This window comes from Xenorhabdus santafensis, from assembly GCF_033949405.1.
GTDB lineage: Bacteria > Pseudomonadota > Gammaproteobacteria > Enterobacterales > Enterobacteriaceae > Xenorhabdus > Xenorhabdus santafensis.
Map to the genome: position 1 here is coordinate 21,030 of NZ_VCDN01000131.1, position 15,808 is coordinate 36,837.

The following is a 15,808-nucleotide window of genomic DNA, read 5'->3' on the forward strand; positions in this document are numbered from 1 at the left end:
AAACTGAAAAATAACGACTACCAGCATTGATGTCTCCATTCATCATGAAAAGTGATGGGATAAATGGAGCTCAGAAAATGAGAACATCATTATGAATACTTACACACACAAGGCAATATTACACACAGCATTTACTGGGCAAAAATCTTCTCCTACTCTTGATACTGAGACTGCTTTTGATACTGAAAATGATAGTAATATCAGTCAAATGACAGCAGAACTCAAACCATGGTTTACAAATGTTCCCGCTCGGTTGGCTGAGTTGGCACAAACCGTACCAAATGACATCGCCGTTTCTGACCCACATGAAGCCCTGACATTTGGCGTGTTGAATCAGCGAATTGAAAAAGCTGCACAAACTTTGCGTCATTATGGTGTAAAGATGGGAAGCAATGTGGCCATTGCTGCCCAGCGAGGCATTTCATGGTTTGTGACCATGCAGGCAATCTGGCGGCTTGGGGCGGTCTATATCCCCCTCAACACAATGATGCCGGAAAAACGCCTGAATGATATTCTTGCCAGCCTGCCGGAAAGTATTCTGGTGTCTGATAAGACAGTATCAGCGGGACTAAGGGCGTCAACGCTCATCTCTATGGATGTTATTTTAGGTAATATCAATGAGATAAATCACCTCGAACTCGCCGGAGACATAAATATCCCCGCATTGGGCGATCATCCTGCTTATGTGATGTTTACCTCCGGCTCGACGGGATTACCAAAATCAGTACAAGTACAGCATGACAATCTGGCTGCCTGCCTGTGCGGATTCGGCAAGTTACTGTCAATCAGTCAGGATGACCATATGCTGGCACTGACTACGTTCTCCTTTGATATTTCAGTTCTGGAATTGCTGCTGACCATCGTTCATGGCGGCAGCATCTATATCGCTTCCATTGATACTCAACGTGATGCGATGGCGTTGTCTGAAACGTTATCAGATCCACGCTTTACTTTTGCCCAAGCGACACCTGTAACTTGGTCAATGGCCTTGAATGCAGGTTGGAAACCCCGTCCTGAAATGGGAATGCTTTGCGGAGGGGAAGCATTGTCACAAGATCTGGCAGATCAGCTCACCGCCACGGGGGGCTCTTTGTGGAATGTTTACGGCCCAACGGAAACCACGATTTGGTCAACGGCATTTCGTATGAAAAAAGGGGATAAAGTTCAATTGGGCGGCCCGATCCCCGGCACCAGTATCACGATTGTAGATAAGTATCTGCGACCTGTCCCTAAAGGAACAGTGGGTGAAATTCTTATTGGTGGGTTGGGCGTGACTGCGGGCTATCGCAATAATCCGACTGAAACAGCCAAAAGATATGTACCTGATATCACGGGGAAAGGCAAAAGAGCATACCTGACGGGGGATATGGCACGCATGCTTGAAGACGGCTCCCTCATTTATATGGGCAGGCAAGATGATCAAGTGAAAGTGCGTGGATATCGCATTGAGTTGGGTGAAATAGAAATAGCACTAAGAAAGCAGCAGGGTGTGCAAGATGCAATTATCCGGGTCGCGGGTAGCGGTGATTTTGCCAAGATCCAGGCATTTGTATTGTTTGACCCGAATATGATTGTGCCAGAGGAGTGGGTACATGAAACGCAAGTATCGCTGCGGGAAATCCTGCATGAAGCCTGGATCCCGACCGAATATTACCGCATTCCTTATATACCGCTGACAAGCAGTGGCAAAAGGGATAAAAAGCGGTTGGAAGAAGTTGCTGAACGATTGAATGCCAGTTATGACGCCGTACAGCCACAGACAGAAACTGAAAAACGTGTTTATGCCATCTGGCGTGATTTACTGGCAACGGATGTATTCGGGATTACGGATGATTTCTTCCAGATTGGGGGGCATTCCATCCTTGTTGCCCGCATGGTAGAAAACATTGAAAAAGCGTTTTCACTGAGGATCCCAATCTCTGGTATTTATGTGGAACCAACTATTGCCCGAATTTCAGCAATATTGGATGAAATGACCATTGAGCGCCAGATAAACCCGGCTCGAATCGCGGGAACTTATCACAGTGAAGCGTTAATTCGCCAGCATGCAGAGACGCTCAGGAATGATGTTTACCTGAAAGAAAATGTTCGCCCTGACGGGTTGCCCCATGCTAACTGGTATCAGCCAGATACCGTATTGTTGACAGGTTCGACCGGGTATCTTGGGCTGCATTTGCTGGAGCAATTGCTGAAACAGACTTCGGCCAGAATCATCTGTCTGTGCCGCGCATCTGATGAAGAGCATGCCCGTGACAGGATCAAGGCCGGGTTCAAGAATTACCAGATTGATGTAGGCAACGAACTTAAGCGCGTGGATTTTGTTGTTGGTGACTTGGGTCAGCCTCGCTTCGGCCTGTTGCCGGAAACATGGGAACAACTGGCCGAAAATGTTGACGTTATTTATCACAATGGGGCACTGGTCAATTTCATCTACCCCTATAGTGCACTCAAAAGCATCAACGTCGATGGCACCAGAACGGCGCTGGAACTGGCTTGTACAGCACGTTTGAAACACTTCCATTATGTTTCTTCCGTGAATGCACTGTTTGCCACTGAATCACCTCGCCCTTACTTGGAAGATGATCGTGCCATGAGTGAAACGGTACGTGATCCTTCTGGTTATTCGGGCAGTAAGTGGGTATCAGAAGGGATCATCAACATTGCCCGCAAGCGTGGCGTGCCCGTGAGCATTTATCGCCCGGGACTGATTCTTGGGCATACCCGCACAGGGGCAGCGCAGGGGAATGATTACCTGATAGCGTCTTTGAAAGGCTATCTGGCAATGGGCTTCTACCCTGAGCACGATTTGCTGCTTGATATCACGCCTGTTGATTATGTAGCAGCATCCTTGGTGCATATCTCCAAGCAGGCGGAATCAAACGGAAAATTCTTCAACTTGTTCAACCCGGTGCAAGTCTCTATCCGGCAATTCTTTGATTGGGTACAGGACTTTGGTTATATCCTCAATCCTGTGCCGTTCGATGAGGGGAAAGAAAAGATCCTTGCATTAGATGATACTCATCCACTTTATCCACTTATCCCGCTGATAAGGGATATGACAGAAAGACCTTATCGGGCGCTGGATCCGGCATACATTGACGAAATCCACCCTGAGCTGGAGTTGAAAAATACATTGTCAGCACTGACCGGAAGTGACATTCGTTGTCCAACAGTTACGGCTGAATATGTCCATCAAGTATTGCGTTATTTAATTGGTACAGGTTTCTTGCCGGCTCTCCTGCCGGAAAGATTTGCACAGGAGGCAGTCGCATGAAACAGTTAACGGTAAATGACGTCAAGGGAAATGGAGACATGGATTGGGCAGTTGTCATTAATAGCAAAAAGCAGTATTCGATCTGGCCTTCTGAGGGAAAAATCCCGATGGGATGGATGGCAACGGGGAAAGTCGGTGCTAAGGACGAGTGCTTGAACCACATTGCTGCCATTTGGCCGGAGCCAACAAAATAGCTTATTAATGGATATCCACGGATCGGGGTAGTTAATTATCAATCATCCTCACTTATTATTATCACGGGCATGCATCCATAGGGTCATGCCCGCTTTTTTCTGCTCATTTTAATTTTTTCTTGCCACTTTCCATACCATTAAACAAAGCGTGATATTTATCACGATATGTACTTTTGCATGTTATTTCATGCGCGTTTCTCGCTCGTATTTGTTCTTTATCAAACAAAATTTCCGGTGGTTGTATATATTTTATCTATCTCAACAAGACACTGACTGGCCAGATACGTGGCTGGCATGTGCGTTTATCGTAAAAAATGCCATAAAAATGTGTCATAGAAAAAAGAGGAGCCGCTTTGATGAATGGTTCTCCTGTAACAGAAACTGATGTGATTATTATCGGTGGGGGCGTGACAGGTGCAGGCATTGCAAGGGACTGCGCCCGCAGGCGTTTACGTTGTATTTTACTGGAGCGCCATGATATCGCGACTGGTGCGACGGGCCGCAATCATGGCCTGCTGCACAGCGGGGCGCGTTATGCTGTCACGGACAGTGAATCGGCCAAAGAATGCATCAAAGAAAACAAAATTCTCAAGCGTATTGCCCGCCATTGCATTGAAAAAACCAACGGACTGTTTATCACCCTGCCTGACGATCCTGTGGAATATCAACAGACTTTTATCACGGCATGCGAAAATGCAGGGATTGATGTACAGGCAATGGAGCCGGAAGAAGCCCGACGTCTGGAGCCTGCTGTCAACCCCGGTTTAATCGGGGCAGTCATGGTGCCGGATGGCACGGTGGATCCATTTCGCCTGACAGCGGCCAATATGCTGGATGCCAAAGAGCATGGGGCGCAAGTATTGACTTACCATGAAGTTATGGGAGTCATTCGGCAGGGGGACAAAATTATCGGCGTTCATGTTTATGATCATCAAAGCAAGCGGCTGTACGATATTTATGCCCGGATAGTAGTGAACGCAGGCGGGATCTGGGGGCAAAGAATTGCAGAATATGCCGAGTTGAAAGTTCGGATGTTCCCGGCGAAAGGCGCTTTATTGATCCTCGGCCACCGGATCAACAACATGGTTCTCAACCGTTGCCGCAAGCCCGCTGATGCCGACATTCTCGTGCCCGGTGACACTATCTCCCTGATCGGGACAACCTCCACGCGCGTTGAATATGATCAGATAGACAACATGTATGTGACACCGGAAGAAGTGGATACCTTGATTAGAGAAGGATCTCAATTATCGCCCCAACTTGCGAAAACGCGCATTTTACGTGCCTATGCCGGCGTACGGCCTTTGGTTGCCAGTGATGATGATCCTTCCGGTCGCAGTGTCAGCCGAGGGATCGTACTGCTCGATCATGCAGAACGGGACGGGCTGGAAGGTTTTATGACAATTACCGGCGGTAAGCTGATGACTTATCGCCTAATGGCTGAGTGGGCGACAGATAAAGTCTGCGAAAAACTGGGGGTGGAGGAAGTTTGCACGACTGCGCAGGAACCGCTGCCTGGTTCGTGGGATACTGCCGAGCAAACGCTGCGCACAGCGATTTCTCTACCGGCACCAATCCGGGGATCTGCGGTATATCGGCACGGGGATCGGGCAACCAAGCTGCTGAGTACGGAACGGTTGGAAAAAAGTCTGGTGTGTGAATGTGAAGCGGTCACGGCCGGCGAAGTGAAGTATGCGGCAGAATCTCTGGCCGTCAATAACCTGCTGGATCTGCGCCGCCGAACGCGTGTAGGCATGGGAACTTGTCAGGGAGAGCTTTGTGCTTGTCGTGCCGCGGGGTTGTTAAATCGGCTTGGAATAACCAGCGAGTTGGATTCCGAACAGCAATTGGCCCATTTTCTGAATGAACGCTGGAAAGGCATCCGCCCGATCGCTTGGGGAGATGCATTGCGGGAAAGTGAATTCACCAGTTGGATTTATCAGGGATTGTTTGGCTTGGATGGCGACATTGGCAATGAGGCGCCAGCTAACCCACCAACAGTGGAGGCTCATGATGAAATTTGATGTTGTCATTATTGGCAGTGGATTGGCGGGGCTAACTTGTGGTATCAGGCTGGCGGAAGCGGGTAAATCTTGTGCCATCATCAGCGCGGGTCAGAGTGCGCTTCACTTTTCGTCCGGCTCTATGGATTTACTTTCCCACCTGCCTGATGGGCGTGAAGTCTTGCATCCTTTGACCGCTTTAGCTGAATTGGCTAAGCAGGCTCCGGCACACCCCTACAGCCGGATCGGCGGAAAAAATATCGCTTCATTAGTGTATCAGGCAGAAAACCTGCTGAAGAAAAGTGGCTTAAAGATAAAAGGCTCGGCATCACAAAACCATTGCCGCATTACGCCGATTGGTCGCCAACGCATGACTTGGCTCAGTCCGGCCTGTGTACCTACCTGTGAATTAGAACGCCCATTATCGTGGGAAAATGTAGCTGTGATTGGCATTGAGGGGTTTCTGGATTTTCAGCCCAAGATAGTGGCCAGTGCATTGCGGAGGCAGGGAATGAAAGCACAGGCACAAGAAATTCATTTGCCATGTCTGGATAGGTTGCGGGATAACCCCAGTGAATTCCGTGCCGTCAATATCGCCCGCATATTGGACTTACCTGAACATCTGTCCCTGTTGGCTGAGGAAATTAGCCTCCGTTCGAAAGGCCATGATGCGATTTTCTTACCCGCTTGCATCGGTCTGGAGTCTGGGGACGTCATTGAAAATTTACAAATGCAGGTAGGAAAACCCATCTATTTACTGCCGACATTGCCATCCCTGCTTGGCATTCGGATCAATCAAGCCATGTGTGACACATTCCGGCAGCTTGGCGGCATTATGATGGCGGGAGATAGGGTCAATGGCGTAGAAATGGAAAATAACCGCATTGCCCATATTTATACGCGCAATCATGGTGATATGCCTCTGCGGGCTGCAAATGTGGTGCTGGCAACCGGCAGTTTTTTCAATAATGGCCTGAAAACTGAATTTAACCGTGTTTATGAACCCTTACTGGATCTGGATTTGTTGGAAAATCCTGAACATGGGCAGTGGTCGCGGCAAAACTTTTTTTCGCCACAACCTTACCTGAAATTTGGTGTACAGACGGATGCGAGCTTGCGTCCGCAAAAAGCAGGCAGCGTGATTGAAAATCTTTATGCTGCGGGAGCGGTATTGGGGGGATATGATCCACTGGCTGAAGGCTGCGGTGCTGGGGTTTCCGTATTGAGTGCATTGTTTGTTGCGGAACAAATTATTGCTGAACAGGTTATGTCGAAATCGCTTTTATCAGCCCAAACTTTATCAACACAAACCGTACCAGAGCCAATCGCACCAGAAAGAATTGCCCCAGAAAAAACCGAGAGCAGGGGGATTAGGCAATGAACATTCTCGATAACAGTTTTGAAAACTGCATTAAATGTACTGTGTGTACAACCTATTGCCCGGTTGCCAAAGTGAACCCGCTATATCCGGGGCCAAAACAGGCCGGCCCGGATGGGGAGCGCCTGCGTCTCAAAGATCCCGCGTTATATGATGAAGCCTTGAAATACTGTACCAATTGCAAGCGCTGTGAAGTTGCCTGCCCGTCCGATGTCAAAATTGGCGATATCATCCAACGGGCAAAAATCAATTACCATTCCCGCCGCCCCAAATTGCGAGATGCACTTCTGAGCCACACTGATCTCATGGGAAGTTTATCTACGCCATTTGCTCCCGTCGTTAATGCCGTGACTGGCCTGAAACCGATGCGCCACTTGTTGGATAAGGCGCTGAAAATTGACCATCGGCGTGAACTGCCCAAATATTCTTTTGGAACATTCCGCCGCTGGTATCGTAAACAGGCAGAAATTCAATCGCAATTTAAGGATCAGGTTGCTTATTTCCACGGTTGTTTCGTCAATTATAATCACCCGCAACTGGGAAAAGATTTACTGAAAGTTTTTAATGCGATGGGGATTGGTGTTCAGCTGCTGAATCGGGAAAAATGCTGTGGTGTTCCATTGATTGCCAATGGCTTCATTGAGCAGGCGAAGCGTCAGGCACGGGTTAATCTGGCTTCTTTGACAGAAAGTGTGATTGAACGGCAAATCCCTGTGGTGGCAACGTCATCCAGTTGTACTTTTACTTTGCGTGACGAATACCCGCATATTCTGGGCATCGATACGCGTCCTGTGCGTGATCAAATCGAGCTGGCAACCCGTTATATTTATCGCTTGCTGGATAAAGGGCGTGATTTACCATTGCAACATACTCCGCTGAAAGTGGCTTACCACACCCCGTGCCACATGGAAAAAATAGGGTGGGCGGCTTACTCCATTGAGCTAATCAGGCGTATTCCGGGTGTTGAGCTGCTTATTCTTGATTCTCAGTGCTGTGGGATCGCGGGTACTTATGGGTTTAAAAAGGAAAATTATGACGTTTCCCAAGGGATTGGGGCGAATTTATTCCATCAGATTGAAACCAGCGGCGTTGACTTAGTAATCACAGACTGCGAAACCTGCAAGTGGCAGATTGAGATGTCAACCAGCAGGCAATGTGAACATCCGATAAGTCTGCTGGCACGGGCGGTGGCTACAACCCAGTAACCGAGCCTTGTTCCTGTTTTGAGAAAAAGTATCAGGGGGGAATGTCCACCCTGATACTGGAGGGGCTCTCTTAATCAACGCGATTAATACAACCAATCCTGCCCCATTCGGTCTGCGGTTAAAATCGCAGCATATACCTGATCTGGCGTCACTGGGAAAGGCATATTGTGAATGGTTTCTCCTTCGGCACAGCTTGCGATGGCAACTTGCATGATTTTTTGCTGCAGGTTTTCACTGTCACGCAACCCGAGTTGTTCCAGTGTCACAGGCAGACCAACTTGTATACAGAAATCGAGAACAGTTTCCAACTCCTCACTTGGGCTATTCTCCAGAACCAATTGCGTCAGTGTGCCGAAAGCCACTTTTTCACCGTGATAGAGATGGTGGCACTCTTCCAATACCGTGAAACCATTGTGAATGGCGTGGGCCGCAGCCAAACCCGCACTTTCAAAACCAATGCCACTGAGATAAGTGTTTGCTTCAATAATATTCTCAACCGCAGGTGTACTGACCCCTGCCTCAACGGCCAATTTTGCCTTGTATCCTTCCGCCAGCAAGGTTTCATAGCACAATTTTGCCATTGCCAGACCGGTTTTGGATGTCATTCCTCCCGCCATGGTGGGCTTATGGGCCGCACTGCTGGCCCGTGCTTCAAAATAGGTGGCGAGGGCATCCCCCATGCCCGCAACAAGTGAACGAATGGGTGCTTTGGCGATAATCGTGCTATCCATCAGCACAATATTTGGGTTCTGCGGATAGAATAAATAACTGTCAAATTCACCCAGTTCTGTATACAGGACGGAAAGGGCGCTGGTGGGAGCATCAGTTGAAGCAATGGTTGGTGAAACAATGACAGGGATTTTGCATCCGTACGCTACTGCCTTGGCAGTATCAAGGGTTTTACCCCCGCCAATGCCAATGATGGCCTGACATTGATTTTGTACCAGAATGGCAGACAGGCGCTGGATTTCACTTCGGCTGCATTCACCATTAAAAATTTCGAAATGGCTGGTAACTTCATGTTCCTCCAGATTTTTACTGACGGTATCACCAATAAGATTCATGACAAAATTATCAGCGATCACGAAGACATGGTCAGCAAGCATTTTAGTGTATTGACCAATGTGGGATAACGCGCCTGGCCCTTGGATATATTTGGATGGAGACTGGATCACTTTCAGCATAAGAAATATTCCTTCTTCAGCGGAAACTAAGCGTGGAGTATCACAATACTGGACTGGCAGGTTGTTGCCTATATGTGCCCGTCGTTCAACACAATATGTTGTTCGACATGAATATGGTGTTCAACACTATACGACAAAATATACGCATAGGTTATGAGTAAAAGCAGAATATGCGTAATTAGAGATGAAAAATAAGTGCCCTGATTGATACAGAGCACTATCTTTAATGGGCAGGATTAGTGGGCTTTGGTCAGGGCCTTGTTGGCTGATTGAGCGAAAAAGTACTTAATGATCAAATTCAGCAAAATGCCATAAGCCGGCAGGAAGAAAAGCATACAGATAAATAACTTGAACGCATAATCAACCAAGGCAATCTCTACCCAATGTGTTGCCATGAACGCATCGGCACTGCGGTAAAACGCAATAAAGAAAAAGGCCAGCGTATCAATCAGGTTGCCAAAGAACATGGCAGCAGCAGGAGCAACCCACCAGCTACGTTTTTGACGCAGGCGATTAAAAACACCGACATCCAATATCTGTCCGAGTACATAAGCCATAAAGCTGGCTGTTGCGATACGGGCAACAAACAGATTAAAGGTTCCCAACGCTTCTAGCCCTTGCCATTGCCCCTGAAAAAATAGAGCGGAAGCCAGATATGAAATCAGCAAAGCTGGAAGCATCACTGAAATAATGATCCGGCGGGCCAATGATGCACCGTAAATACGTACAGTCAGATCAGTCGCCAAAAAAATAAAAGGAAAGGTAAAAGCTCCCCACGTGGTATGCAAACCAAAAATGGAGATGGGTAATTGCACCAAATAGTTACTGGAAGTAATGATTAGAACGTGAAAAAGTGAAAGCCAGATCAATGCCGTGGCGCGTTGTTGCTCGGTCAATTGGAACATATTGTACCTTTTTGGTGAATGGGGTGAGGGAACCCAAAAAAATAAATGTGCCTGAAATATCAGGCGAAATGGATCATACGCGTGTTGCGCAACAAAAGTAAAGTCGGCAGTTGACGATATTTTGTAATATAATCCACCGCCATAAATTGTTTGAACCCGCAGAGATAGTTATGTCCGATGTTTTTGCCAATCCTGATAAAACACTTGATACGTTAGGATTACGTTGCCCAGAGCCAGTGATGATGGTGCGTAAGACCGTTCGCCATATGGCCGCCGGGCAAACGTTGTTGATCATTGCCGATGATCCGGCGACAACCCGTGATATCCCGGGATTTTGTCGTTTCATGGATCATGCATTGGTTGCGCAGGAGACGGAGCAAACACCTTATCGCTATCTGCTTAGAAAAAGCGACAATGTTGCGTAAAAGAAAAATTTTTGTGTGATTTTCTGGCAGAAAAAAAGATGCATGCTAAGCTTTGAATATGGCATTTGGTCACCATGTTATTTCCGCTGAATGTCATACTTCCTTTTTCCTTAATAGCAATTTTTAGTGATTGTAATTTTGAAAAGGTGCAGGATATGCACCTTTTCAATTTATTATTTTTTGCTATTTATCTTTCAATTTCATTCTCAGTATTCGGACTGCATTTGCTGTCACCAGGGCAGTTGCCCCTGAATCAGCCAGAACCGCCATCCACAGCCCTGTAATCCCCAATAAGCTGGTAACCAAGAAGACCGCCTTTAATCCAAGGGCAATGGTGATATTTTGACGAATGTTGTAGTGGGTCGCCCGGGACAGCGCGATAATTTCAGATAACCCCGTCAGCCGATTGTGTGTCAGTGCGGCGTCGGCTGTCTCCAGTGCAACATCAGTGCCGCTGCCCATGGCTACGCCGATACTGGAGGCTTTCATGGCAGGTGCATCGTTAATCCCATCGCCGACCATCATCGTACGATGTTGTTTATTTAATTCAGTGACTGCCTTGACCTTATCTTCAGGCAATAGACCGGCCCGATAATCAATACCCAGTTGCCCTGCAATGGCTGCGGCTGCACGGGGATTGTCACCGGTTAGCATGACTGCATCAACACCTTGGTTTTTCAAGGCTCGGATGGCATCAATGGCATCTTGGCGCAACGTATCCTGCATGGCGATTAAGCCCATGAATTGCTCATCCTGCATGACAGCAACTACGGTTTTGCCGCCGTTTTCCAATTCGATAACCTTCTGTTTCCACGCCTCAGACAAGGTATTTTCAGGAAGCCGTTCAGGTGCGGAGACTAAAATCCTCTGTCCTGACAACTGCCCTTCAACTCCGGTTCCAGCCAGTGCCTTGCGCTGTTCAGCCTCAATAATCTCCACACCTCTATTTTCTGCCGCGCTAAGGATGGCTTTAGCCAATGGATGATGGGAACCGCTTTCTACCGCACCGGCCAAGGCCAGTAATGCTTCTGTACTAATATTGGATATCGGCTCGATGTTAGTAACCTGAGGTTTCCCTTCGGTCAGTGTGCCGGTTTTATCCAGTGCAATTGTGGTTACGGCACCGAGTTGCTCCAATGCTGCACCTCCCTTGATAAGGGAGCCACGGCGTGTTGCGGCTGCCAGAGCGGAAGTAATTGCGGCAGGTGTTGATATGACCAATGCACAAGGGCAACCAATTAGGAGTAAAGTCAGCCCCCGGTAGAGCCAGGTATCCCAAGGTTCGGCAAAAAACAGAGGAGGAATTAATACCATCAGCGCCGAGAACAAGATGATTATTGGCGTATAAACACGGCTGAAACGGTCAATGAATCGTTCAATCGGAGCCCGGCGCTCTTCTGCTTCTTCAATCAATTGAAGAATGCGGTCAATGGCATTGTGCCCGGGTTCAGAAACCACTTTCATCTGCACAGCACTGTCGACAGAAAGGCAGCCAGCGGCGATTTTTTCTCCCTGCTTCCGTTCAACGGGAATAGATTCACCGGTTAGGGCACTTTCATCAAAACTGGCAAAGGGGCTGAGCAATTCAGCATCGGTTGGCAAACGGGCGCCCGGGGCAACCTCAATAACATCGCCGGGTTTCAATTCAGCCGCAGATACGGTGACCTTCTTTCCCTCTTTCACCAACAAAGCCTTATCCGGCACCAGAGCCATCAATGCACTGACACCCCGGCGAGCCCGCCCGGCGGCATAAGATTCCAGCACTTCCCCTAATTTGAAGAGCAAAATAACCATTGCCGCTTCTGTGGTGGCATCGATAAACAAAGCACCGATGGCCGCAACACTCATCAATGTTTCAATGGCGAAGGGCGTGCCTGAACGGATGAGTTTAAGGGCTTTGGCCGCAACCGGATATAACCCAATTAATGTGGTAATGATAAAGGCAATTTGCCCGGCAGGAGCATTGATTGCGGATATTCCCCAACTGATAAGCATCAAGACTGCAAGGATCAGGATCGGGGAAAACGTTTTCCAATGGTTGGCGGTTGGAGGCAGCTTGGAAGCGGAATCCGTTGCCCTGATTTCAAACCCTGCCTGCTTCACCGCTTGTTCCACAGAAGCTCGGATATCGCTATCAGAATCAACCACGAGCTTTTCTGTTGTAAACAGTACCTTGACTTGTTTCGCTTCAGGTAATTTTTTGACGGCATTTTCAATCTTTCCCGCGCAACTTGGGCAGTCCATGCCTTCAATAACCCAATTAAAACGCTGGTTGGCGGTTAATTTGAGGGGCGAGGTATCCTGTATGGCGTGTGTATGATCATGTGAACAATGGTCGTGTGAATGCTCATGCGGATGTTCTTTATCGTGATTATGAGCATGAGAGTGTCCATGTTGCACATCATGGGAGCTATGTGAGTGCCCACTTTCTTTTTTTGCGTTCTCGCCGCAATTGTGATGATCTTGCGGCAGGGACATGGTGGAATCTTGCTGTGATTGCTTATGTTTTTTGTCTGCGAACAACATAGGCGACCCCTCAAATTGAGTTAATTTTAATCGGCTTATACTAACTCTACACTCTGGAGCTAACTCCAGAGTCAAATTTTATAAGAGGAATTATTTTGATAATTTGTGCTATTTGAGGGGAATTCTCATCATCAACGTCCTTCCTCTTTGATATTGAAAGGTTTGTGCTATCGGCTCCTTAATCTCTGCCTGTAAGTGAAAAATGACTTACAGAAACAGCGAACGGATAATCAGGAAATGCCCGATAAAGCTACAGGTGGCGATAACTGCTTTGGATAACCGGAAAGGGAAACGGTATTGCCCAATTATGCTGATGCTATGCCCGATAAGCAGCAAAATGGCACCTGCGATGATAGAAAACCGGCTTTCATTGCCAAGTGAAAAATAGAGTTCTCCGGCAGCCCAGACCATCACTAAGGCCATAATGTAACTATCAAGTACTCGCCAGCGCATTTTATCAAGACGAGTCCAGACAATAAGCATGACCACAATGCCAACGGCCAGCAAAATCAGTGGGAGCGGGAAGAAAAGAGCGAAGCTCATATGCAGGGCAAAACTGATGGTATACAGCAAGTAACTCAGGAATAACGCGATAAATGAAAAAAGTAAATACTTACTTGGCAGCATGCGGAGTGAATCAGAAATCAAGGCAGTGATAAGTCCGGCGATAATTAAGTAACCCGATGCCTCAAGATTGGGAGCCTGACATGTCCACAATAACAAAAGCAGCATTGTGACCGGACGGAAAACCCATTGTTGCCAACTGATACCACGATAGGCAGCATCGATATATAACCATCCAGAGAAAAACACAGCAAGAAATGGCCAACTCATATTTTTCCTTTCCTTAATGTTCAATGCCTGTTTGTTCAGGCATTACTATTTATACCTGTCGTTTTTCAAGTTGCTGCTTTGTTGGCTGCGTTCACTCACCCCAATCACCGTTTTTATAAACATACGGTTAGCTATGCTCTTGGGGATGTGTATCCTTGCCGCTGCGCCGCAACTCGAAATCCATAGGGTATATGATGGGGAAGCGGAGTGTGTCCTGATTTACATCCGTAAACCTGAAATCCTCAATATCTGATTGACGACTGGCTAGGTATTATTAACGAACGGGTAACGTTTTATTATCAAAAACAAAGAACGTCAATGAGTAATTAGCCGGATCACTCATTGACGGCATTTGCTGTTCCCCTTGACGGGAAAAACAGGCAGAAGGGGAATTACTTTTTCTCTTTTTGCTGCTTTTTCTGCCAGGCCAATAATTCAAAGACACCGAAAAAGAAAATCTTAGTCTGAAGGAACGTCGATAGTTTCTGATCTTTAGGCTGGGAATTTTTCAGCAATAGTAACTGAAAAGCATGCATGACTACCGTGAATACCATTGCAATATCCATGAAATATTTCAACGGCTTGGGAAATGGATGGAAAAAATTGAAAATCATGACCGCCCAAACAAGGGTCATGATAATTCTTCCTAATTGAACAAACATCATTAGCTCCAAAATTGTGTTTAATCGGAACAGACAGCCGATTTCTGGTGGCGAATATACAATCGGTAAGCAACTTGCCCGGCAACTTTTTCTCTGTGCAATTGCCAATTGGCTGGAATATCTGTCGCGGCAGATTCGGCTTCTGCTTCAACATAAATCCAGCTTTCTTCTGCCAGCCAACCATTGTCTTCCAATAAACGGATTGTTTCAGCAAGCATGCCCTTGCGGAATGGCGGATCGAGAAAAACCACATCAAACGGCGTAGTTGTGCCTGCGAGGCATTCCGTTTTGGCGAGGTATCGTAATGCATTATCCTGCACCACGTTAGCATTTTCGGCTTTCAACAAAGCTAAATTGGCAGAGAGCTGTTTCGCTACATTGCTCTCGTATTCAATCAAGGTTGCGTGGCTTGCATAACGTGACAAGGCTTCGAAACCGAGTGCGCCGCTACCTGAAAAACAATCAAGGCAGCGAGCTTCCTGAATGATTGGCATAAGCCAATTAAAGAGTGTCTCACGGACTCTATCCGTCGTTGGGCGCAGCCCCTTACTATCAGGAACCGGCAATTTTCTCCCGCGCCATTTGCCGCCAATAATGCGGATTTGTCCCAACGACGCTCGTTGTGGTTTTTTAGTCATAATTTAAATAAGTTAATTATTTATCATCCGACGCCATAAAGTCATATCTGGCGGGAACAAAAATAAGTGAAAGCAAAGAAACCCATTGATTAATTTACCACGAAATCAGTGATAGATATGTGTTGTGGTGTGATGAAAATGTTAGACTGGATTTTATCACTGTTAGAATTCATCTCATTGAGATATTCACTTATACCCTATGGGATTCATACCCGGGCGGGCAATAAAAGTATATAACGCCATAATTAACCGCGAGGAGTGTAGTGGCCGATGGCAAAAGAGAAAAAAAAAGGTTTCTTCTCTTGGTTTGGACTTGGTCGTCAAGATAAGAAACAGCAAGAAGAGCAAGCTGAAAAAGAAAGATTAGCCGCAGAAGAGGCTGCCCGCCAAGCAGCGGAAGAAGCGGAGCAGCAACGTTTAGCCGAAGAAGCAACCCGCCGCGCTGAGGAAGAGGCAGAACAGCAACGTGTAGCGGAAGAAGCAACCCGCCGCGCTGAGGAAGAGGCAGAACAGCAACGTGTAGCGGAAGAAGCTGCCCGCCGTGCTGAGGAAGAAACAAAACAGCAACGCTTAGCCGAAG

11 protein-coding genes and 2 pseudogenes are annotated in these 15,808 nt (G+C 47.3%); 7 read left to right on the forward strand and 6 right to left on the reverse strand.

Annotated features, from left to right (window positions below):
* Positions 1-91 precede the first annotated feature (91 nt).
* The 5 genes and pseudogenes from FE392_RS19090 (at position 92) to glpC (ending at position 8,054) form a co-directional block, all read left to right on the forward strand.
* Positions 92-3,274, forward strand: coding sequence for a thioester reductase domain-containing protein (locus tag FE392_RS19090; protein WP_319931732.1), 3,183 nt, complete (start codon positions 92-94; stop codon positions 3,272-3,274).
* Positions 3,271-3,468, forward strand: a complete 198-nt coding sequence (locus FE392_RS19095; RefSeq protein WP_319931733.1) for an MbtH family NRPS accessory protein — start codon at positions 3,271-3,273, stop codon at positions 3,466-3,468. The genes FE392_RS19090 and FE392_RS19095 overlap by 4 nt, the downstream gene beginning before the upstream one ends.
* A 353-nt stretch (positions 3,469-3,821) precedes the next feature.
* On the forward strand, positions 3,822-5,492 hold the full coding sequence (gene glpA / locus FE392_RS19100) for an anaerobic glycerol-3-phosphate dehydrogenase subunit A (RefSeq protein ID WP_319931734.1): 1,671 nt from the start codon (positions 3,822-3,824) through the stop codon (positions 5,490-5,492).
* Positions 5,482-6,747 (forward strand): annotated as a pseudogene (gene glpB / locus FE392_RS19105) (glycerol-3-phosphate dehydrogenase subunit GlpB); the annotation flags it as partial. The gene glpA and the pseudogene glpB, both read left to right, overlap by 11 nt.
* A 101-nt stretch (positions 6,748-6,848) precedes the next feature.
* Complete coding sequence (gene glpC / locus FE392_RS19110) at positions 6,849-8,054, forward strand: anaerobic glycerol-3-phosphate dehydrogenase subunit GlpC (RefSeq protein WP_319931735.1); 1,206 nt, start codon at positions 6,849-6,851, stop codon at positions 8,052-8,054.
* An 83-nt stretch (positions 8,055-8,137) separates the two neighbouring features.
* On the opposite strand, the gene FE392_RS19115 is transcribed toward glpC, so the two are convergent.
* Positions 8,138-9,238, reverse strand: coding sequence for a glycerol dehydrogenase (locus FE392_RS19115; RefSeq protein ID WP_319931736.1), 1,101 nt, complete (start codon positions 9,236-9,238; stop codon positions 8,138-8,140).
* Between the two features lie 236 nt (positions 9,239-9,474).
* Entirely contained in the window at positions 9,475-10,143 is a 669-nt protein-coding gene (locus FE392_RS19120; RefSeq protein WP_319931737.1) for a 7-cyano-7-deazaguanine/7-aminomethyl-7-deazaguanine transporter, read from the reverse strand.
* 170 nt (positions 10,144-10,313) lie between these two features.
* Between FE392_RS19120 and tusA the strand changes: the two genes are divergently transcribed.
* A complete protein-coding gene (gene tusA, locus FE392_RS19125; RefSeq protein ID WP_319931738.1) occupies positions 10,314-10,568 on the forward strand; it encodes a sulfurtransferase TusA in 255 nt (84 codons plus the stop codon).
* A gap of 183 nt (positions 10,569-10,751) precedes the next feature.
* Here the strand turns inward: tusA and FE392_RS19130 are convergent, their stop codons facing one another.
* From FE392_RS19130 to rsmD, 4 genes are all read right to left on the reverse strand, one after another.
* Positions 10,752-13,094 carry a zinc/cadmium/mercury/lead-transporting ATPase gene (locus tag FE392_RS19130; RefSeq protein ID WP_439153512.1) on the reverse strand — a complete coding sequence of 781 codons (2,343 nt, stop codon included), beginning with the start codon at positions 13,092-13,094 and terminating at the stop codon, positions 10,752-10,754.
* A gap of 207 nt (positions 13,095-13,301) precedes the next feature.
* Complete coding sequence (locus FE392_RS19135; protein WP_319931739.1) at positions 13,302-13,928, reverse strand: lysoplasmalogenase; 627 nt, start codon at positions 13,926-13,928, stop codon at positions 13,302-13,304.
* 392 nt (positions 13,929-14,320) lie between these two features.
* Complete coding sequence (locus FE392_RS19140) at positions 14,321-14,590, reverse strand: DUF1145 family protein (protein ID WP_319931740.1); 270 nt, start codon at positions 14,588-14,590, stop codon at positions 14,321-14,323.
* A gap of 20 nt (positions 14,591-14,610) precedes the next feature.
* Positions 14,611-15,228, reverse strand: coding sequence for a 16S rRNA (guanine(966)-N(2))-methyltransferase (gene rsmD / locus FE392_RS19145; RefSeq protein WP_319931741.1), 618 nt, complete (start codon positions 15,226-15,228; stop codon positions 14,611-14,613).
* Positions 15,229-15,498: 270 nt separating this feature from the next.
* Here rsmD and FE392_RS19150 point away from each other — a divergent pair.
* Positions 15,499-15,808 (forward strand): annotated as a pseudogene (locus FE392_RS19150) (signal recognition particle-docking protein FtsY); the annotation flags it as partial.